The sequence below is a fragment of the Gordonia sp. UCD-TK1 genome, from assembly GCF_001691435.1.
In the GTDB taxonomy this organism is placed as follows: Bacteria; Actinomycetota; Actinomycetes; order Mycobacteriales; family Mycobacteriaceae; genus Gordonia; species Gordonia hongkongensis.
In genome coordinates this window covers 185,197-208,051 of record NZ_LZMP01000057.1, presented here as the reverse complement: position 1 = coordinate 208,051, position 22,855 = coordinate 185,197, and the positions used below count along the sequence as shown (strand labels likewise).

3 protein-coding genes are annotated in these 22,855 nt (G+C 70.2%); 1 reads left to right on the top strand and 2 read right to left on the bottom strand.

What is annotated here, in order from left to right:
• Positions 1-13,088 (bottom strand): non-ribosomal peptide synthetase (locus A9310_RS22140; RefSeq protein WP_065632396.1); only part of this gene is annotated, 13,088 nt, incomplete at its 3' end.
• On the bottom strand, positions 13,085-21,463 hold the full coding sequence (locus tag A9310_RS22135) for an amino acid adenylation domain-containing protein (RefSeq protein ID WP_083207483.1): 8,379 nt from the start codon (positions 21,461-21,463) through the stop codon (positions 13,085-13,087). The genes A9310_RS22140 and A9310_RS22135, both read right to left, overlap by 4 nt.
• A 457-nt stretch (positions 21,464-21,920) precedes the next feature.
• On the opposite strand from A9310_RS22135, the gene A9310_RS22130 reads away from it, so the two are divergent.
• Entirely contained in the window at positions 21,921-22,838 is a 918-nt protein-coding gene (locus A9310_RS22130) for a hydroxymethylglutaryl-CoA lyase (RefSeq protein WP_065632418.1), read from the top strand.
• Positions 22,839-22,855 lie beyond the last annotated feature (17 nt).

Below are 22,855 nucleotides of genomic sequence, written 5' to 3'. Positions count from 1 at the left end.
AACTCACCCACACCACTCCACCGCACCCGATCACCCGTCCGATACAACCGCACACCCACCCCACCAAACGGATCCGCCACAAACCGCTCCGCAGTCAACCCCGCCCGCGACGCATACCCCCGCGCCACCTGCACACCACCCAGATACAACTCACCCACCACACCCACCGGCACCGGACGCAACCGCGAATCCAACACCCACACCGACACATTCGGCACCGCCCGACCAATCGGCACCACCACCTCACCACCCGACACCACATACGACGTCACATCCACCGCCGCCTCAGTCGGCCCATACAAATTCACCACCCGCACCCCCGGCACCAACCCCCGCAACCCCTCCACCGCACCCACACCCAACGCCTCACCCGAACAAAACACCTGACGCAACGACCCCAACCCCGAACCCAACCCGCCCGAACTCACCCGGCCCGAACCCCGCAGCACCGACTCCTGCGGCACCGACTCCCCGAGAGCATCCACAAACACCGACAACATCGACGGCACAAAATGACACACCGACACCCCGAACCGCTCCACCACCGACGCCACATACCACGGATCCCGATGACCACCCGGCTCCGCCACCACCACCGAAGCACCAACCATCAACGGCCAGAACAACTCCCACACCGACACATCAAACGACACCGGCGTCTTCCACAACACCACATCCCGCCCCTGCAACCCGAACAACGACTGCATCCACCCCAACCGATTCACCACCGCAGACTGCGACACCGTCACACCCTTCGGCCGACCCGTCGACCCAGACGTGAACAGCGTGTACACACCCGCACCACCCGGCACCTCCCCCACACCCGACACCACCTCACCCAACAAACCCACACCCAACCCCTCACCAACCACCACACCATCAACCGAAACACCCACCCCCTCACCACAATCCACCACCACACGCCGCACACCCCCAACACCCACAACCCCCTCAACCCCCGCAACAACACTCCCCCCACCCACATCCCCCGCAACAACACTCCCCCCACCCACATCCCCCGCCCGCACCAACACCACACCCACACCCGCCGTCGACAACATGAACCCCACCCGCTCCGCAGGCGCATCCACCTCCACCGGCACATACCGACCACCCACAGCCACCACCGCATGCACCGCCACCAACAACTCCAACGACCGCGACATCACCACACCCACAGCCGAATCCACACCCACACCCAACCCCGACAACTCCCGCGCAACACCCCCCACCAACCCACCGAACTCCCCATACGACACCACCCGACCACCCACCCGCACCGCCACCGAACCCACCGACAACCCCACCCGCTCAGCAACCACCGACCCCACCGAACGACCCGACCACCCCAACCCCACCTCCACACCACGCGACCAACCCTCGACCGTCGGGCGCAGGGCAGTCGGCATCGGGTCGAGCGCGGCCACCGGCACGGACGGGTCGTCGATCACCGCGTCGAGCAGGTCGGTCAGCATGGCGGCGACCGTCTCGGCGACACCCTCGCCGACGGCGGACAGATCCGTCTTGACCGTGAGGCAGAGGTCGTCGCCCTCCGGTGCGGCGATGAGCGCGAGCGGATAGTGCGTGGCGTCGGACGTGCTCACGTCGCGGATCTCGAGGCCCGAGGTCCGCGACCCCGCCACGACCGTGTCCGCGTCGACCGGATACGACTCGAAGACCACGAGGGTGTCGAACAGTCGCGGATGCCCGGTCGCCGTGGTGATGTCGCCGAGTCCGACGAACTGGTGGTCGAGCATGCGGGCGCGGGCGTGGTGCAGTTCACCGATGAGAGCGGCCAGCGATCGACCCGGTGCGACGTCGGCAACGACCGGCACGGTGTTGATGAACAGGCCGATCATGCCGTCGGCACCGTCGAGGTCGGCGGGCCGCCCCGACACCGTCTCACCGAAGACGACTCGTTGCTCGCCGGTGAAGCGGGCCAACACGATCGACCATGCCGCATTCAGCACGGTGCTCGTCGTCGTGCCCAGCGTCCGCACCGTCCGTTCGAGGGCGGCCCGGGTGGTCGCGGACACCCGCGCCGTCACCTCGAGCCGCCGGGGCTCGCGGTCGGAACCGGGGTGCACCTGTGGACGGACCAGCGTCGGAACGATGTCGGCGAGATGCTCGCGCCAGGCGGTGATCGCGGTCGCGGCGTCGCGTCGGTCGAGCCAATCGAGGTAGGACTCGAAGTCACGTTCCGGCGTGATCGCCGGGCGGCCGAGGTGGGCCGCGAGGAGGTCGGCGACGAGAATCGGCCCCGACCATCCGTCCAGGATGATGTGGTGTGCGGTGATGACCAGTGTGTGCGCCGGGCCCGTCACCGTGTCGTGGGACACCGCGGAGAACCGGATGAGCGGCGGGTCGTCCAGGACAAACGGGCGTCGTAGGTCCTCGTCGGCGATCTGCACGACCCGCGAGGCCGCGTCGGCCATGCTCAGACCGGTGAGGTCCACGCCGCGGAAGTCGGGTTCGGTCACCGCGGGATGATCGGCCGGGGGTACCACCACGACCAGTCGACCCGACGGTGTGCGGGTGAACCCCGAGCGCAGTACCCGTTGCCTGGTCAGCAGTTCGCGGACGGCCGGCATGAGCATGTCGGCGGGGTGAGCTCCGTCGAACTCGATGACCGACTGGGTCACATAGGGATCGACGCCGACCAGCCGCTCGGACTCGTAGAAGAGCCCCTGTTGAAGCGGCGTCGGCGGCCAGATCGCGTAGCGGCCGCGCGTCCGTGCTGCGCGTGTCCGGGCGGCGAGCACGTGGTCGATGTCCGTCTGGTCGAGCCCGCCGATCACGTCGGTCTCACTCGGACCCGGGTCGCCCACGGCATCCACATACGCGGCGAGCGAGGACAGTGCCGATTCCCAGCGATCGGCGATCCCGCCCAGCGCGGACTGGTCGAACAACCCTTCGGGTGCGGTGAGGTCCACTCGCAACTCCCGACCCCCCGCGGTCGCCACCGAGGCGGCCGTCACGGTCAGCGCCGCCAACGCGACCATGTCTCCCCGAACCGACGGCGGAAGCGGCGGCGCGTCCCCGATCGGCACGAAATCCGTTGCCGTCGAATCGGTGTCGTGGACGTCTCCACCCCCGAGCAGCCCCAGGTAATTGACCGTGATCGGCGGGAGGGACCGGTTTCGCAGCGGCGAGCCGGGACGCAACCATCGCAGCGGCCCGAACGCGATGCCGTTGTCCGGCATTCGGGACTGAGTGTCCTTGAGCGCCTTGACCATCGTCGCCAGACGATGACCGGGGGTGACGTCCGCGACGGTCTCACCCCGAGCTGCTGTGCCGGTCGCCTCCACCGGCCCGGGGACGTCCACGCTCACGGGTACGAACGAGGTGAACCATCCGACCGTCTCGGCCAGGTCGGCGCCGGGTGCGATGCCTTCTTCGCGGCCGTGGTTCTCGATCACCATCGACACCGGACCGGACGCCGTGAGCGGATCCCGCAGCGCGAATGCCACGGCCGCGGCCACCACGGTGTCCGGGCGCGCACCGAACATCTCGGTGACCGTGCCCAAGACCCGCTCGGCCAGACCGGCGCCGACGGTGCGGGACACCGAGATCGTGGTCGCGAGACGGTCCCGGGCCCGGTCGATCTCCCACGCCGTCGGGGTCGGCGGCAGCTGGCGCGACCACCACTCGATCTCCTCCGCGCGGTCGGCGAGTCCGGCCAGCACACCCGACCAGCGCCGGAACGAGGTGCCCGAGGCCGCGAGGCCCGGCGTCTCCCCGTTGCGGTACTGCCACCACGCGCGTCCCAGACCGGCCACGATGGTCGGCCACGACACGGCGTCGACGCCGAGATGATGGGCGGCGACGACGAGTCGCCCGGTGCCGTCGGCGAAGCGGACGCCGATCGCCGCGACCAGTCGTCCCTCGGCCGGCGACAAGGTCGCGAGGGCGCGCGCGTGGGCTGCCCGAACGGCGCCGTCGACGGAGCGCGCCGGCGTCGATGGCCGGCTCGATGTCGAGATGTCCGAGCGGTCGAGGATCTCGACCGTGATGTCACCCGGGTCGCCGTCGCCCGCCACGACAGTCGGTTCTCCGGCGGAGTCGGACCGCAGCGATGCGGTCAGCATCGGATGGGCCGCGACGACCGCGATCACCACCGCACGGACGGCGGCCTCGTCCGCCTCGACCGGGAGCGCGAGCACCGTGCTCTGCGAGAAGTCCGCGAGGTCGTCCGGGTCGTCGGCGAGGTCGAGCATCCACGCCAGGCCCGGGGTCATCCCGACCGAACCGATTGCCCCGCCCGGCATTTCGTCAAGTCCCCGGATCGCCTCCGTCTGTGCACGACGGGCCAGCTCACGGATGGTCGACGCCGCGAACACATCGCGCGGGGTCAGATGGAGCCCCGCGGCGCGCAGCATCGACGTGAGGCGGATGGAGGCGATGGAGTCCCCGCCGAGTTCGAAGAACGACCGGGTCACCGGGACGTCCTCGACCCCGAGCAGTGATGCAACGACTGCGGCGACGGTCCGTTCCGCGTCGTCGGCGGGTGCGGCGTCGTCGTGGACGGCTTCCGACAACGGGTCGAAGCGCGGCGCCGGGAGCGATTTCCGGTCCAGTTTCCCGGTGCTGCCGAGCGGCGCTTCGGTCAGCGGCACCCACAGTGTCGGCCGCATGTACGCCGGCAACGACGCGGCCACCGCCTCCCGCGCGCGTGCGATGAACTCGTCCCCGTCCGGTCCACCGCCGCCGGGTCCGATGAGATATCCCACCAGGTTGTCCGAACCGCCCGGGGCGCGCGCGACGGTGACCACGGCCTGGCGTACGCCGTCGATGCCGGACAGGACCGCCTCGATCTCACCGAGTTCGATCCGCTGTCCGCGGAGTTTGACCTGGAAGTCGCTGCGTCCCAGGTACTCCAGGTCGCCCGCACGGTTACGCCGGACGAGGTCGCCGGTGCGGTACAGGCGTCGGCCGCCGCCTGCGGGATCGGCGACGAACCGTTCGGCGGTGAGGTCCGGCCGCGCCGCATATCCGCGGGCGAGCTGGACGCCTCCCAGATACAACTCGCCGGTGACCCCCGCCGGCACGGGACGCAAGCGTGCGTCGAAGACGAACGTCTGGGTGTTCCACACCGGCCGCCCGATGGGCACCACGTCCGCGCCGGGGTCCGGAGTCGCGACGGCGACCTCGACGGCGGCTTCGGTGGGACCGAACAGGTTGGAGACGCGTACGTGTGGGAGCGCCGCGCGCGTCGCCCGCAGCGTCGCCGGTGGCAGGGCCTCACCGGAACAGTAGAGGTGTCGCAGGCTCGGCAGCGGCGAACTCGCATCGTCGCGAATGCCACCGGCGTCGGGAGCGGAGCGAGCGGGCCGGATTTCATCGATGAACACGGCGAGCAGCGATGGGACGAAGTGCACCGTGGTGATCTGCTCGGCGTCGATCAGCCGAGCCATCGAATGCGGATCGAGATGTGCGTCGTCGGGCGCGATGACCAACCGGGCGCCGGTCAGCGCCGGGGTCAGCAGTTCGGGCACCGACACGTCGAATGTGAAAGGCGTCTTCAGGAGAATCGAGTCGTGCGGTCCGATCCCGAATTCGTCGACTCCCCATTGCAATCGGTTGAGTACGGCGCGATGGGACACCGTGACGCCCTTGGGTCGGCCGGTGGACCCCGACGTGAAGATGGTGTACGCCGCGTGGTCGGGGCGCAGTATCGACAGACGTTCGTCGTCGCCGACCGGGACGGTGTCGAGGTCGACCGGGCTCGCGGCGTCCACAACGATCGTCCGGCGGACCACCTGCGCCGCGGGCGCCCGGTCGTCGCAGATCAGCGCGATCCTCGCGTGCGCGGTGTCGACCATGTGGCGAACGCGGCCGGAGGGAGCGTCGGGTGCCACCGGCATGTACTGACCGCCGGCGGCGAGTACCGCGTGGACCGCGATGACCAGTTCGATCGACCGCGGCATGCACACCGCGACGCAGTCCTCCGGGCCGATCCCGAGCGCGATGAGTTCCCGCGCGAGGGTGGCCACCCGCGCAGCGAACTCGCGCTGGGTGAGAGTGCGGTCCCCGAAACGCACCGCAACCGCCTCCGACGCTCGCAGATGGTCGGCGGCCGCGATCGCGGCCGGGATCGTGAGGTCGGGCAGGACGACCGCGGGACCGACCGAGAGCTGTTGTTGCGCATCAGCTTCGGCTGCGGTGAGGATCGGGAGGTCGGCGACCGGCAGGTCGGCGTCGTCGGCGAGCGAGCTGAGTGCCGCGGACAACGCCGCGGAGATCATCTCCGCGGTCGCCGGGTCGAACAGCGCAGTGGCATAGGCGATCGAGCCGGTCAGCCCACCGTCGGCGGTCTCGCGGAAACCGATGGTGAGGTCGAATTTCGCGGCGGTGTCCTCGATCTCGACGAACTCGGTGTCGAGATCGGCCAGTGTGCCGAGCGCCGGTCCGCCGCTCGTGGAGTGGACGAGCAGCACCTGGGCGAGCGGCTCCACGTTCTCGATGCGCTGCGGGTTCACTGCGTCGATCACCCGCTCGAACGGCACGTCGGCGTTGTCGAACGCCGCGAGGTCGGCGTTCTTGACCTGCTCGAGCAACGCGCCGACGGTGAGGTGCGGCTCGACGTCGACCGACAGGATGACGGTGTTGACGAACATGCCGATCAGCTGGTCGATCTCGCGTCGGCCACGTCCTGCGACGGGCGTGGCCACGGCGATCCGCGTCGTCGACGTCAGGCGCGCGAGGACCGCGGCGGTGGCCGTGTGCGCGACCATGAACAGGGTGGCACGGCGGGCGGCGGCGCGTCGGCGCAGTCGCGACACGACGGCCGCGGGCAACGACCACCGCACGGTGGCCGCGCGTCCGTCGGTGTCGGCGGGGCGCGGGCGGTCGATCGGCAGCGGGAGGATGTCGGGCAGACCGGTCAACCGCTCGGCCCAGAACCGCAACTGGCGCGCGATCAGGGAGTCGGCGTCCGCGGGGTCACCGAGCCGATGTCGTTGCCACACCGCGTAATCCGCGTACTGGAGGCGCAGGGCCGGCCAGTCCGGCGCGCGGCCCGACCGTCTGGCCGCGTACGCCCGCGCGATGTCGACCGCCAGCACCGGTGCCGACTCACCGTCGGCGGCGATGTGGTGCAGCGCGATGACGAGTACGTGGTGATCCGCCGACGCGGTGATGACGCGCACCCGCACCGGTAGGTCCGTCGTCACGTCGAACGTGGTCGTGACGAGTTCCTGGATCTCTTGGTCGACGACCTCGTCGGAGGATGCGGCGGCCCGCGGCGGGACCACGGAGTGCCCGATCGTGATGCGCCCGGCCCAGTCGTCGGGTGCATGCGCCACGGGTTCGACACCGACGGCGCGAGCGCCCGTTTCGGCCGACGCGGACCCGGCCGCCATGGATTCCGCGCCGGTGTCGCCGTCGGGCGTCGTCGTCGGGTAGATCGTGCGCAGCACCTCGTGGCGGTCGACGACGTCGAGGATCGCCGCCCGCATCGCGGACACGTCGAGGTCCCCGCGCAGACGGACCACGATGGGGATCACGTAGGCGGCGGAGTGCGGATCGAACTGGTTCAGGAACCACATCCGACGCTGGGCGTACGAGAGGGGTACCGGGTCCGGCCGGCGGATCGCCTCGAGCGCGGGCAGATCGGGACCGCGACCGTGTTGCCCCGCATCGACGGCGGCGGCCAGCGCCCGGACCGTCGGCGTCTCGAACAGCGCGCGGACTCCGATCTCCACGCCGAGCGAGCCATCCAGGCGGGCCACCACCCGGGTCGCCGACAGCGAGGTGCCGCCGAGATCGAAGAACGACGCCTCGGCCGACACCTCCTCCGCGGCATCGAGTCCGAGGACCTCGGCGTAGACCGCGGCGACCGCCTGCTCGGTTGCCGTCGACGGACGGACGTGGACGTGTTCACCGAAACGCGGTGTGGGCAACGCCCTGCTGTCGAGCTTTCCGGTGGCCGTCAGCGGGATGTCGTCGATCGGCACGATCACGGTGGGCACCATGTGGGCGGGGAGCCGTCGAGCCGCGTGGGTCGCGACGTCTGCGGTGTCGGGCGCAGCGCCGGCGACACCATGGACCCAGGACACGAGGACCGTCTCACCCGAGGTCGGGTGTTCGATTCCGGCGGTCGTCGAGAAATCCACCCCGGGGTGCTCGCCGAGAACCGCGTCGATCTCACCGAGTTCGATCCGGAAACCCCGTATCTTGACCTGGAAGTCGCTGCGGCCCAGGAAGTCCAACGTCCAGCGGCCGCTCCGTCGGCGCCATCGTACGAGATCACCGGTCCGGTACATCCGCTCGCCCGGCGCGCCGAACGGTGCCGCGACGAAGCGCTCGGCGGTCAGCGCGGTCTGGCCGACGTAGCCGGCGGCGAGGGCGGAACCCGCCAGATACAGTTCACCGGCCACGCCGGCGGGAACGGGATGCAGGCGGGAATCGAGAACTGCGGCGGTGACACCGGCGATCGGACCGCCGATGGTGACCGCGGAGTCGGGCCGCATCGGTGCCGACGATGTCGCCCAGATGGTGGTCTCGGTGGGACCGTAGAGATTGCGCATCGAGCGACCGGCGGACCATGCCCGGACCAGTTCCGGCGAACAGACGTCACCGGCGACGGAGATGACCTCGAGATCGGGGAACCCGGTGCCGGTCGCCGCGCCCGATTCGGTGACCGCCTCGGACACCGTGGCGAGGGCGGTCGGGGTGATCGTCGCGTGGGTGATGCGCTCCCGCCGCAGGATCGCCGCGAGTTCGGAGCCGCCCGTGACCCCGCCGGGCACCACGACCATGGTCGACGCGGCCGCCACCGCGACCAGTGTCTCGAACACCGCGGCGTCGAAACCCGGTGCCGCGAAGCGGAGTACGCGCGCCGCCGGCGTGAGTCCGAATCTCGCACGGGCATCGGCGACCAGATCGGCCAGCCCGCGGTGGGTGACCGCGACGCCTTTCGGCCGGCCGGTCGAGCCGGACGTGAAGATGACATAGGCCGTCTCGTCGGGGCGCGGACGTCGGGCGGACGCGACTCCGGTCTCGTCCGGACCGCCGAGCTGTTCGGCAACGACCCAGTCCACCGCCGCAGCCGCCGGTCGCAGCCCGGCGACGGCCTCGGACGAGGTGACCCCCAGACGCGCGTCGACGGTGGCCAGCATGTAGCGCAGGCGCTCCCCGGGCAGGCCGGGGTCGACGGGCGCCACCGCCGCGCCCGTGCGCGCGATCGCCCAGAACCCGACCGTGCCTTCGAGAGATCTCGGTGTGGCGAGGGCGATCACGGCGTCCGGCGCGGCGCCGCGCGCACGAAGTACGTCGGCCAGCCGGCGCGTACGGAGGTCGAGCTCGGTGTACGTCAGGTGCTGCCCGTTCTCGGTGACCGCGATGCCGACGGGGTTCACGGCGATCGCGGCGTCCAGCAGGTCGGCGAGCGTCGACCTCGCCGACGCGAGACCCGGTGCCGCGATCACCGCATCCGAGTGATCGTCTCCGGTGGACAGGTCGCCGACCGGCGTGTGCGGCTCGTCCACCACCGCTCGCGCGATGGCGGTCATCCGACGGACGAACGCGTCCACCGTGCCGGCATCGAAGAGGGCGGTGGCATAGGTGACGATCACGCGCGTGTCGTCGGCCGGGCTGCGGCCCGGCTCGTCGAGGACCGTGATCTGCAGGTCGACCTTCGCGGTGGTGACCGGGACCTCGATCTCGGAGACGACGACCCCCGGCAGTTCGACGGTCGGCCGTGCGGCGTTCTGGAATGCCAGAGCGACCTGGACCAGCGGCGGATGCGCGGTGTCGCGTACCGCGACGACCTCGTCGACCACGGTCTCGAACGGTAGATCGGCGTGATCGAGTGCGGTCACATCGATCTCGCGGATGTCGTCCAGCAGATCGGTGAACGAGGCCGCTCGACGCACCCGGCTGCGCAGCGCCAGCGTGTTGACGAACATCCCGATCAATGGGTCCAGATCGCGCTCGCCCCGACCCGCGACCGGGGTCCCGATGACGACGTCCTCGTCGGCGCCGGACCGGACGAGAGTGACCGCGAGCAGGGCGTGGACGGCCATGAACATCGTCGCGCCGTGCCGACCGGCGAGGTCTCCCAGAGCGTTCCAGGTGGCGGCGTCGAACGTCGCCGACAGCTCGGCACCCGAGTCGTCCCGAACCGGGGTGCGCGGCCGGTCCACCGGCAACTCGATGAGTGCCGGCACCCCGGCGAGACGGGTTCGCCAGTGGTCGAGCTGACGTGCTGCGAGAGACGTGGGGTCGGCGGCGTCCCCGAGCCGATGGTGCTGCCACACCGAGTAGTCGACGTACTGGATCGGCAGTGGCGCCCAGCTGGGTTCGCGGCCGGCCGCGCGCGCCTCGTACGCGGTGACGAAGTCGGTGACCATCGGCGCGACCGAGCCACCGTCGCTGATGATGTGGTGCACCACCAGGACCAGGATCACGGCGTCGTCGGCGACGCGGATCAGGCGGGCCCGAACAGGCGCACCGGCTTCGAGATCGAATCCACGACTGGTGATCTCGGCGATGGTGGCCGTGACGTCGCCCTCGTCGGCGCCGCGCATGTCGATCGGGGGTGTCACCCGGACGTCGTGTCGAGGGTCTCCCGCGGGCGCGATGACCTGCTCGGGAACGCCGTCCACCGATACGAATCGCGTGCGCAGCACCTCATGTCGCGCAAGCAGATCCGCGAGAGCCGCGGCGACGACCGCAGGGTCCGGGGACCGGTCACCCGCCGCCTCCAGACCAGAACCCGATGCGGCATCGAGGCGGAGCACGGCCGGGATGAGATACCCGGCCCCGCCCGGATCCAGCGTCTCCAGAAACCAGATTCGACGCTGTGCGGGCGACAACGGGAGCACCCCGTCGCGGCCCACTCGGCGCAGGGGCACCCGGCGATCAGCTCCCCCGCGTCCGTCGTGGTCTCCGGGGTCGCGTCCGTCGATGACCGCTGCCAGACCCCGGACCGTCGGATCTGCGAACACATCTCGCGCGGAGACCGTCGTGCCGAATTGCTCGGCTGCCCGGGYGGCCRCCCGGGTAGCGGTGAGCGAGTTGCCACCGAGATCGAACAACGACGTGGTGACCCCGACGTCGCTCACGCCCAAGATCTCGGCGACCAGTGCGGCCAGGGCCGCCTCGGTCGCGCCGGCGGGCGGCTCGGCGACCTCCGGGCCATCGCCGAACCCCGGATCAGGCAGCGCGCCGCGATCGAGCTTGCCGTTCACGGTGAGCGGCAGTCGCGGTAGCCGGACGAACCGGGTGGGCACCATGTACTCCGGCACCGCGGTCGCCAGGCGCGTACGGATCTCGCTGTCCGACAGCCCGACTGCGTCAACGGCCGACGAAGCGGCGCCGCCCGCGGCGACGAAGTAGCCGACGAGATGCTCGGTGTCGCCGAGCGTACGGATGTCCGCCCCCGCCGCGTCGACGCCGTCGAGCGCCGACATCGCCGACTCGACCTCTCCCAGCTCGATCCGGAAGCCGCGGAGTTTCACCTGGCCATCGCGTCGTCCCACGAATTCGATGGACCCGTTGCGGGACATCCCGATGTCGCCGGTCCGGTACATCCGACCGCCCGGCGGTCCGAACGGGTCGGCGACGTACCGCGTGGACGTCTGACCGTGCCGGTTCAGGAACCCGCGGGTGACCTGGGCGCCCGCGACGTACAGTTCACCGGGCACGCCGTCGGGCACGGCGGCGAGCCGACCGTCGAGGACGTACACCCGCGAACCGAGCAGGGGGGTCCCGATGTCGGAGGCGGTTGCCCGGTCGACGAAGGCGCGCGTCAGTTCCCGACGGGTCATGTAGACGGTGGTCTCGGTGGGACCGTACATGTTGTTCAATTGCGGGCCCGCGACATCGGCGCCGGGACGGGTCGCCGACCCGTCGGCCGCCCGGTCCGTCTGCCATGTCCGGACATGCTCGTAGTCGAGGAGTTCGCCCGAGAAGTGCAGGCGCCGAACGGACTCCGGCAATCGACGGCCGAGGGGCGGGCGGACGACCGCCGCGAACTGATAGAACGACGACGGGGTGAAGTTGACGATCGTGACCCCGTGCCGGTCGAATGCCTCGACCACGTCGTCCGGGGCGCGGGTCGTCGCATGGTCGAGCACGAGGAGACGACCGCCGACGCGCAGTGCGGCCCAGATCTCGCCGACCGAGACGTCGAACGCGTAGGAGTGGAACATCGACCACACGTCGGCGGGCGAACTCTCCACGACGGCGTCGAGCGCATCGAGCAGCGACACCACGTTGTCGTGGGTGACGACAACGCCTTTGGGGCGCCCGGTGGATCCGGAGGTGTACATCACGTAGGCGCTCGACTGCGCGGCCACCTGCTCCGGCAGCGGTGGGATCGAGACCGACCGGACATCGATGTCGTACTGCGCCAACAGGTCCTGCGGCGTGCACAGCGGCACGGGCATCGCAGCCCAGGCCCCGACCGTCTCGGCGTCGACCACGACGGCGACCGGCGACGCGTCCTCGACGATCCCGCGCAGGCGCGCAACCGGATGTGTCCGGTCGAGGGGTAGATAGGCCGCACCGGTCTTGAGAACCGCGAGCAACGCCACGATGAGGTCCACCGAGCGCGGAAGCGCGACCCCCACGAGTGTTTCGGGACCCGCACCACGATCGACGAGGGCGTGCGCCATCCGTTCGGAGCGCTCGTCGAGTTCCCGGTAGGTGAGCGACACTCCGTCGAGGTCGGCGAGAGCGACGGCGTCGGCACGTCGTCGTGCGGCGATCCGGAAGAGCCCCGGCAGCGACTCGCGGTCACCGAGGCCCAGGATCTCGGTGATCCGCCGGTCGAGTTCATCGACGATTCCGGCCGCGGCGGTAGCGAGTTGCGATCCGCTCAGCCCCGCCCGCGGCATCAGCGCCGTCACCGTTGCGCGGAGGGCGGCGTCGGGCGCGACGCCCCGCTCCGCCAGGGTGATCGCCGAGACCGAGACCCGGCGGTGCAGAGCACGGAAGGTCACCGGGCCGGCCGCCCCGGACATCGCCTCGTCGTCGCCCGCATGGGCGGCGGCGAGCGCCAGCAGCCGAAGCGCGGACGGGCGGCGCAGCGACGGCTGGGCGTGCCCCGTCGAGGTGCGGGGAATCGAGGTGTCCGACGTCACGCGGGTTCCACTCGATTTCGCTGGACCGCGCCCGATCCGGCGCCCGTGTGGCCGTGCACGACGGCATCGGCGGCGGTGCGCACGCTGTCGAAGACCTCGTCGATGGACCGGTCGGCGTCGGCGAGGAGCGTCGCCACGGCGATCGTCAACGCCTCCGCCGGGTCTTCGTCGGGAATCGACATCGACATGGCGACCGCGGTTGCCTCGAGATCGGCGAAGGTCACCTGTGGCGCCCCCGCGACGCCGATGACCGTGTCGGGCGCGACGGCCGCGACCTCCGACACCAGCTCGTGCAGCGGCCGAACGGCATCGGTTCCGCGCACATCCGGCGCGTTCTGCTCCGCCCAGACGGCGAGATCCCCGATCGCAGTGTCCGGCCGTGACACGATGTCGGCCAACAGATTTCGGAACCTCTCGGCGAACAGGGCCACCGTGCCGGGGTCGAAGAGATCGGTATCGAAGGCGATCTGCCCGCCCAACGCGCCGTTCCGGTCGACGCCGTCGGGGTCGCCCGGGTAGAGCATGACCTCGAGGTCCACCTTGGCGGGAAAGGACTCGGGCAGACGCGGCCGGACATGCAGCCCGTCGAGTTCGATGTCCGGGAACTCGAGATTCTGGTACGAGAGCATCACCGAGAACAACGGGTTGCGGCGTCCGCGGCGGACCGACGCACGGTCGGTCCGGGCGAGATGATCGACGATCTCGTCGAAGGACACGTCGGTGTGACCCAGGTCGGCGAAATCATCGGTGTGCACCCGTCGCAAGAGCTCCGCGAACGGCTCGTCGAGGCGAAGCCGCGTACGCAGGGGCACCGTGGTCGCGAGCATCCCCACCATGTCGGTCAGGGCGGGATCATCACGACCGGCGAACGGTGTGCCGATGACGATGTCGTCGCTTCCCGACAACCGCCCGATCAGGACCGCGATCGCCGCGTGCAGGACGGCGAACTGCGTCGTGTTGCCCACCCGCGCCATCTGACGGAGCATCGTCGCGGTCGACGACGGGATGTCGAGATCGACGACTCCGCCCACATGGCGGGGCTCCACGGGCCGGGGCCGGTCGGTCGGGATCGTCGCCGGCTCCCCCGCCCGATCCAGACGCTGCCCCCAGTACCGCAGTTGACGCTGCCGTTCCGTCTCCCCGTCGGGCCGCGTGGTCTGCAGGCGCTCGGCGTGCCAGATCGCATAGTCGGCGAACTGCACGCGCTGCCCCACCGCACTTCTCGATCCGGCTCGCCCCGAGATGCGGGCGGAGTAGAACTCGGCGAGGTCGCGGGCCAGCGGGCCTAGCGACCCACCGTCGGCGTTGATGTGGTGGACGACGAACACCAACAAGTGCCGGTCCGGGCTCACCCGCAGGATCGTCGCGCGTACCGCCGGGGGGCCGGTCAGGTCGAAACCCGCTCCGACGACAGCGGCGACCTCGGCGCCCAACCGGTCCTCGGCGGGCATGTCGGGCCGGTCACCGGCGAGATCGACGAGCGGAATCCGCAACGCGTGCACCGCATCCGCAGCGGGGATGATGAGTTGCACCGGTGTGCCGTCGTGCAGCGGATAACGGGTGCGCAGTGACTCGTGCCGTGCGACGAGGTCACCCACCGCGCCCGTGAGGGCCGGGACGTCGAGCCGGCCGTCGAGTTCCAGGGTCAGGCCGACGTTGTAGGCGGGCGAGGCCGGATCGGTCTGGTTGATCGACCACAGGCCGCGCTGCACCCCCGTGAGGTCGACGAGATGAGTGCGTTCGCGCGGCGTCAGCATGCGTCCCGAGACCGCCCGGTCGGCCGTCGCCACCGCCGCCACGAAGTCCGCGACGGTCGGGTTCTCGAAGAGCAGCGACATCGGCACGCGGCGTCCGACATGCTGTTCGACGCGATAGGCGACCTTGGTCGCCGACAGCGAGCTCCCGCCGAGTTCGAAGAACCCGTCGTACACGCTGACCTCCCGCAGACCGAGCACGTCGGCGAAGATCTGGGCCACGACGCCCTCGAGCCGGCTGCGGGGGCCGACATATTCACGTGCGGGCGAGATCTCCACCGCGGGCAGGGCGCGGCGGTCGACCTTGCCGGTCCGGGTCATCGGCAACTCGTCGAGCACCACCACGGTGTGCGGCACGAGGTGCGACGGGAGACGGGCGGCGGCGTGGTCGAGGATGTGCTCGGGTGCGGGGACCCGGTCGGCAGGGGCGGTCACATACGACACCAGCACCGTGTCCCCAGCCGGTGTCGACGTCCCGACGGTGACCGCGATGTCCACATCGGGATGGCTTGCGAGCACGCCGTCGACCTCGCCGGGTTCGACCCGCATGCCGCGGATCTTGATCTGGAAGTCGTTGCGCCCGTGGTAGACGATGTCGCCGGACGGTGTGCGCGTGACGAGGTCACCGGTGCGGTACATCCGCCCCCCGGTCTCGAACGGATCGGCGACGAACCGGCCCGCCGTCAGTCCGGGACGACCGTGGTAGCCGCGCCCGAGTGCCCGTCCCGACAGGTACAGCTCACCCAGGACACCGTCCGGCACCGGACGCAGGCAGGCGTCGAGGACCCGGACGCCGACTCCGGCGATCGGCCCACCGATAGTGACCGGTTCCGCGGGCCGGAGGGGCGCGGAGGCGGTGGCCCAGATCGTGGTCTCGCTGGGACCGTAGAGATTGAGCAGCGGGCGGCCGGCCGCGTGCCACCTCGCGACCAACTCCGGAGGGCAGGCCTCGCCCGCCACCATCACGACCGAGAGTTCGGGCACCGCCGCAGGATCGAGAGTGGCGAGCGCGGTGGGCGTCATGATCGTGTGGGTGACCCGGTGACGGGCGATGATGGTCGCCAGCTCGGGACCGGCGAACACCTCGGGTGGGCTGATCGTCAGCTGGGCGCCCGAACACACCGCGAACACGATCTCCCAGACCGCGACATCGAATCCCGGTGCGGCGACGTGGAGTATGCGCGAGTCCGGGCCCGCGCCCAAGCGATGCTGCTGCTCGCCGACCAGTTCGGCGAACCCGGCGTTGGTCACCGTGACGGCCTTGGGCCGGCCGGTGGACCCGGAGGTGAATTGGAGATAGGCCGCGTCGTCGAGGGCGATCGGCCGTACCCGCTCGGCGTCGGCCACCCGGTGCGTCGGCCGTCCGGCGATGCCCAGATCCACCTCGAGGTCATCGAGAACCAGCTCCGCGACCGTGGATCGGGTCGCCGAGGACCCGGCGTTGTCCGTGGTGGCGGGATCCGCCGTGATGACCAGAACCGCGCCGCTGTCGGCGAGCATCGCCGAACGGCGGGCGGCGGGCAGACGGGAGTCGATCATCACGAAGGCGGCGCCGCTCATGGCCACGCCCAGTACGGCCAGGACCGACCGAGGCGAGCGCGGGATGCTCACCGCGACGACGTCGCCTGGGCCGATGCCGCGTTCGATCAGGACGCGGGCGATCTGATTGGTCGTGGTTGTCACCTCGGACCAGCGGACCGCGCTCTCCCCGAGCAGGGCAGGGGCGCCGGGGTCGGCGCTCGCGAGACCGCGCGTCAGCAGGGTTGCGAGGGTCTGCTCGGGACGCGATCCCCGGGCCGGCGCCGCCAGGGTACGCATCTCGTCCGGGCGGAGCAGGTCGATCGCACCGATGCTCCGCGACGACTCGTGCACCATCTGCTCCAGGACGAACTCCAGCCGCCGCGCCATGTCACGCACCGTAGCGTCGTCGAAAAGGTCGGTTGCATAGGCGAATTCGACGTCGTAACGGTCGGTGCGGTCGGTGACCGACACGGTCACGTCGTACTTCGCGGACGGTACCCGGGCATCGAGGACCTCTGCGGACCCGGCCCATCGGGCGAGCTCGGCCAACTGATCGGGTTGAACCGTCAGCGCGACCTGGAACAGCGGCGAGTGCGACGGCGACCGTTGTGGCGCGACAGCGTCCACGACCCGTTCGAACGGGACGTCGGCGCGGCTCATCGCGCGCGCGCAGCGGCGATGCGCGGCGGTGACGAAGTCGGCGACGGTGTCCCCGGGTTGCAGGGTCGTTCGCAGCACGACGGTGTTGACGAACATGCCGACCAGGTCGGCGAGCGCCGGATCGTCGCGGCCGGCGACCGCGGTCCCGATACTCACGTCGTCGGTCGCGGCCAGCCGACCCAAGGTGATCGCGAGGGCGGACTGGAACACCGCGAACGGGGTGACCGCCAACGATCTCGCGAGCTGCCGGATCCCCGCGGTCAGGCCCGTCCCGAGCACGGTGTCCACATGCGCTCCGCGGCTCGACATCACCCGCGGACGCGGCCGATCGGTGGGCAACTGCAGCAGATCCGGCGCGCCAACCAACTCCGCCCGCCAGAACTCCAGGCCCTCGACCAGAAGCGACGACGGCGCATCCGGCGTTCCGAGCGTCTCGGCGCGCTCGACGGCGACATCGGCGTACTGCATCGGCAACGGCGCGAGATCCGGTTCCGCACCCGCGCGTCGACTGTCGTACGCGGTCATCAGATCTCGCAGCAGCGGCCGGAGCGAGTGCCCGTCGGCCGCGATGTGATGAAGGACCAGCACGACGATGTCGCCATCCGGATGTCCGGTCACCAGGCGGTACCGGAATGGGATCTCCTCGGCCAGATCGAAGCCCACGTCGGTGATGGCGGAGATCGCCACGTCCACATCGTCTCCGGCGTCGGTGACATGTGTCCCGCTCGCTGCGCTCCCGGCGACAGTGACATGTGTCCCGCTCGCTGCGCTCCCGGCGACAGTGACATGTGTCCCGCTCGCTGCGCTCCCGGCGACGAGCTCAACGTGTGTCCCGCCGGCAAGAAGATCGGCAGCCGTGCGCGAGTCCAGGATTCGCTGCTCGGGTTCGCCGTCGACGACCGGGAACACCGTGCGCAGGATCTCGTGCCGGTCCACGACATCCCGGACCGCCCGGTGCATGGCATCGGCGTCCAGCGCGTGCGCCAGGCGCAGCGCGCCCGCCATGTTATAGGTCGACTCGGCCGGCGACATCCTGTTGATGAACCACAACCGGGTCTGCGCCTGCGACAGCGGGATTCGCGCCGGACGTGGTGGTTGCGACCGGGTCGGGGCGGACCTGTCGGACTGCGGGACGACCACGGCGCGTGACGCGAGATCGGCGAGGTCGACCGCGTCGAAGACGTCGGTCAGGGCGATCCCCAGCCCGTGGTCGACACGTGCGCGGGCCACCATCCGGGCGGCGAGCAACGAATCCGCACCCAAAGCGAAGAGATTGTCCGAGACGCTGACCCCCTCACGGTCCAACGCCTCCTCCACCAGCGACACGATCGCCCGCTCGACCGGGGTCTGCGGCGTCCGGAAACTCGTTGCGGTGGAGCCGAGTACGGGAACCGGCAGCGCGCGTGTGTCCAGCTTGCCCGACCGGGTGGTGGGAAACGCGTCGAGGAAGACGATCCCAGGCGGAACCATGTGTCCGGGGAGTCGCCGTCGGCAGTGCGCGCGCACAGCGTCGGCGTCGAGCAGTTGCCGGGTGTCACCGGCATCACGATCGGCGCGGGAGTCGGGCACGGACCCATCCCGGCGAGCACGGAGGTAGGCGACGAGAACGGGTGCGGGCCCGAGATCGCGGCGGGCGACGACCGCTACCGCGTCGACGCCCGGGATCGCGGCGATCACCGCCTCCACCTCGCCGGGTTCCACGCGCTGACCCCGGATCTTGATCTGCTGATCGGTTCGTCCCAGATACTCCAGTTCACCGTCGGCAGTCCATCGGACCAGATCCCCGGTGCGGTACATCCGGGCACCCACGTCCCCCCGCGGATCGGCCGTGAACCTGCCCGATGTCAGTCCCGGAGCACCGACGTAGCACGATGCCAGCTGCGGCCCCACCAGATACAACTCGCCGGCGACCCCGACCGGAACCGGACGGAGTCGGCCGTCGAGGACCCGCACCTCGTTCCCCGGTACCGGGTGTCCGATCGGAACGACCGGACCATCCGTCGTGACCCGCTGGGCGGTCACGTCGATCGCCGCCTCGGTCGGCCCGTACAGATTCACCAGTCCGGCACGGGTGGTCGACCGTACGCGCCGGGCGAGCCGGGCCGGCAGCGCCTCGCCCGACGTGAACACCCATCGCACGTGATCGGGTAGGGAGAGCCGTTCGTGCGCCACCGTGTCGGTTCCGCCGAAGTCGTCGACGGACTGAGTCGTCGAACCACCGGGGTCCGGTCCGAGCACCACGTCGAGATAGGCATCGAGCATGGACGGTACGAAATGCAGGACGGTGACGCCGGAGCGCGCGATGAGGTCGCGTAGGTACGCGGGATCGCGGTGTCCGCCGGGCATCGCGATCACCATCCGCGCCCCGACGCGCAACGGCCACAGCAACTCCCAGACCGACACGTCGAAGGTCGCCGGCGTCTTGTACAGCACGGCGTCCCCCGCGGCGATCGGGTGACCGTGCTGCATCCACCCGAGGCGTTGCTCGATCGCCCGATGACCGATCTCGACACCTTTGGGCGTCCCGGTCGATCCCGAAGTGAAGATGACGTAGGCGGCCAGATCAGTCGGAACCCGGGTCTCCCGATGCGGCCATGCCGTCGGACCTCGACGCGGGGAGTCGAGACCGGCGACGAAGTGTGCGTCGACGACCAGTGCGGGTTCGACCGCGGCGATGATCGCCTGTCGCCGCTCGTCCGGTTCGGCCGGATCGACCGGCACGTAGGCCGCACCCAGCCCGATCGCGGCATACACGGCGCACACCTGCTCGATCGAGCGGTCCAGTGCCACGACGATGCGATCGCCGCGCCGGGCGCCCAGACTCGTGAACCGGTCCGCGAATGTGTCGCAGGCACGCGCGAAGTCGCGGTAGGTGAGGGTGGTGTCGCCGAACGTCACCGCGGGCGCATCCGGCGTCGACTCGACCTGGCGATCGAAGGCGGCCAGCACGTGCTCACCGACCACGCCGACGGCCGGCCCGCCGGAACCGAGGTCTTCCAGGGTTGCCGACTCCCCGGCCATCAGCAGGTCGAGGTCGGTGACCGGCCGGTTGGGGTGCGCGACGAACTGTGTGAGCACGTTGAGCAGGCGATCGCGGTGCGCCTCGAGTTCCGCCGACCCGTACAGCGTGGGGTTCGCGTGCAGACCCACTTCCAGCGGGGCCTCCGGGCCGGCCGCGAAGACGTTCATCACCAGGTCTTCGACCAGACCGGCGGACAGCATGTGATAGCGCACGCGGGCGCCGTCGATGACGATCGGCTTGTCGAACAGCAACAGGTTGACCAGCGGTCCGAACGACGTACCGCGGGCATCACCGAAACCGGCTGCCGCCCTGATGTCCTCGGATCGATACCGTTGATGGCGCAGACCCGCGGTGATCTCCGCGCTGACCGCCGCGACGACGTCGGCGCACGTCGCGGAGGAGATTCCGTCCACACGCAGGGGCAACATGTTGGAGACCATCCCGGCCGAGTGCCGGACGCGCGCTGTCGTCCGTGCGGTGACCGGCAGACTGAGGACGATGTCGTCGCTGCCGGACATGCGCGCGAGGAACGCGGCGAACGCGGCGGTGAGGATGGCGGCAACCGAGGCGTCGAGGTCCCGGGCGCACCGACGCAGTGCCTCATCCAGTTCGGGACCGAGCAGCCCGGCGGAGACGACGGTCTCGTTGCGGACGCCGGCGGTGGCCGGGTGTGCAGCGAGGCTGACCCGCTCGGGGAGCCCGGCGGCGCGTTCCTGCCAGAATTCGCGGTCTTTCTCGAACCGCGTGCTCTGCCGGTAGGCGGCGTCGTCGGCGACCACCTCGGCGATGCTGGCGCGGCGGACCGGTCGGCGCCCGGTTCGCGGCGGCACCGTGGCAGCGACCTCCGCCGCAGTATTCGGTGCGCGGTGCTCGTTGTAGCGCGCCACCGCTTCGTGCAGGCACATCAGCGCGCCGTATCCGTCGAACGCGATGTGGTGCCCGCGCATGTACCAGTACGTCCGGTCGTCGGCGATCCGGATGAAGGCCGCGACGGCGACCGGATCGGCGAGCAGGTCCACGGACCGCTGATGGTCGGCGCGCATCCAGTCGGCGGCTGCCGCTTCGGGATCCGGGTGCGTCCGCAGATCGACGTCGATCACGTCGAACGGAACAGAGAAGTCGATGTATTGCCGAGGCGTGCCGTCGACCTCGACCACGCGCGTGTACGCCGTCTGCAGGTCGCGTGCCGCCTCCAGTACTCCCCGACGGAACAACTCCCGATCGAACGGGCGTCCGTCGTCGACGATGTCGAGGTAGTGCGCGACGGTGACCGAGTGGTCGTCGACCAGGTTCTCGGCAAACCACATGGCGCGTTGGGCCGCGGTCAGATCCAGTAGATCCGCCCCTCGAGGCGCGCGGGGTGCCCCCGGGCGCCAGTCTCCCCCAGTCCCATCTCGGTGGGACACAGTGTCATCCATGCGTCGTCCGACGTCGGTTTCGGCGATTGGGTCGCTCGACGATGACGCCCCCGCGTCCCCCCGCAGCGATCGTCGAACAGCAACGAATCATACGCGGTACATCGCATCCGCTTCGGAAAGTGATACATCCCGCACGACCGGCCGTTCCCGACGATCAGACGAGTTCGAAAACTGGTGTGACAGATGGGATCACCCGAGTGCGGTGGAGCCACACTGGTCACTCTCGTACCGTATGGCGGGGTTCCGGGTCCGTAGGATTCGGTCGTTCGACCGACACCGGGGCAGAACGACATCTCGGACATGGCATTGCCCGGCGCCGGGAGCGAAGCGAGCGGGCCGAATGGACACCGGCGCCGGGAGCGAAGCGAGCGGGCCGAATGGGGCACCGGCGCCGGGAGCGAAGCGAGCGGGCCTCGATCGATGGAGTCGCAGCGCCGGACAGGGCAAGATCGGACTGGTGTCAGACGTGCAGTTGATCGAGGTGGGCCCGCGGGACGGGTTGCAGAACGAGCAGACCCTGCTCTCCGTCGAGGAGAAGATCGAGTTCATCGCCCGGGCCGTCGACGCCGGCGTGCGCCGGATCGAGGCGGTGAGCTTCGTGAACCCCAAACGCGTACCGCAGATGGCCGGCGCCGAGGAGGTCATGGCCGGGGTGCCCCGCGTGGACGGTGTCTCCTATATCGGTCTCGTCCTGAATCGTCGTGGTCTCGACCGCGCTCTCGCCTCCGCGGTCGACGAGGTGAACGCGGTCGTCGTGGCCACCGAGGCGTTCAGCCACCGTAATCAGGGCTGCAGCGTCGAGGACACCATTTCGGCGGCCGTCGATGTGGTGCGCGACGCGCGCGCGGCCGGCCTCGCGACGACGGTGACCATCGCGGTCGCGTTCGGCTGCCCGTTCACGGGCGAGGTCGACCCGCGCCGGATCTCCGACATCGTGGCGCGGTTGACCGATCAGGCCGCCCCGGACGAGATCGCTCTCGCCGACACGATCGGCGTCGGGGTTCCGGCGCAGGTCCGCGATCTCGCCGCCCGCACGGCGGAGCGTGCGCCCGGTATTCCACAGCGCTGGCATTTCCACAACACGCGGAACACCGGTTACGCGAATGCTCTGACCGCGCTCGATTCGGGGGCCGGCGCCATCGACGCCAGTGTCGGCGGATTCGGTGGGTGTCCGTTCGCTCCCGCGGCGACCGGCAACATCGCGTCCGAGGATCTCGTCTACGCACTCGATCGGTCCGAGGTCAGCACGGGTGTCGACATGCAGGGGCTGATCGACGCCGCCGCGTGGCTGGGCCGGGCCCTCGACAAGAATGTCCCCGCACTCCTCGGACGTGCCGGAGCATTTCCGGCCGTCCGCGGAGACGGGGACATCTGAGCAGGACCCCATCGGTG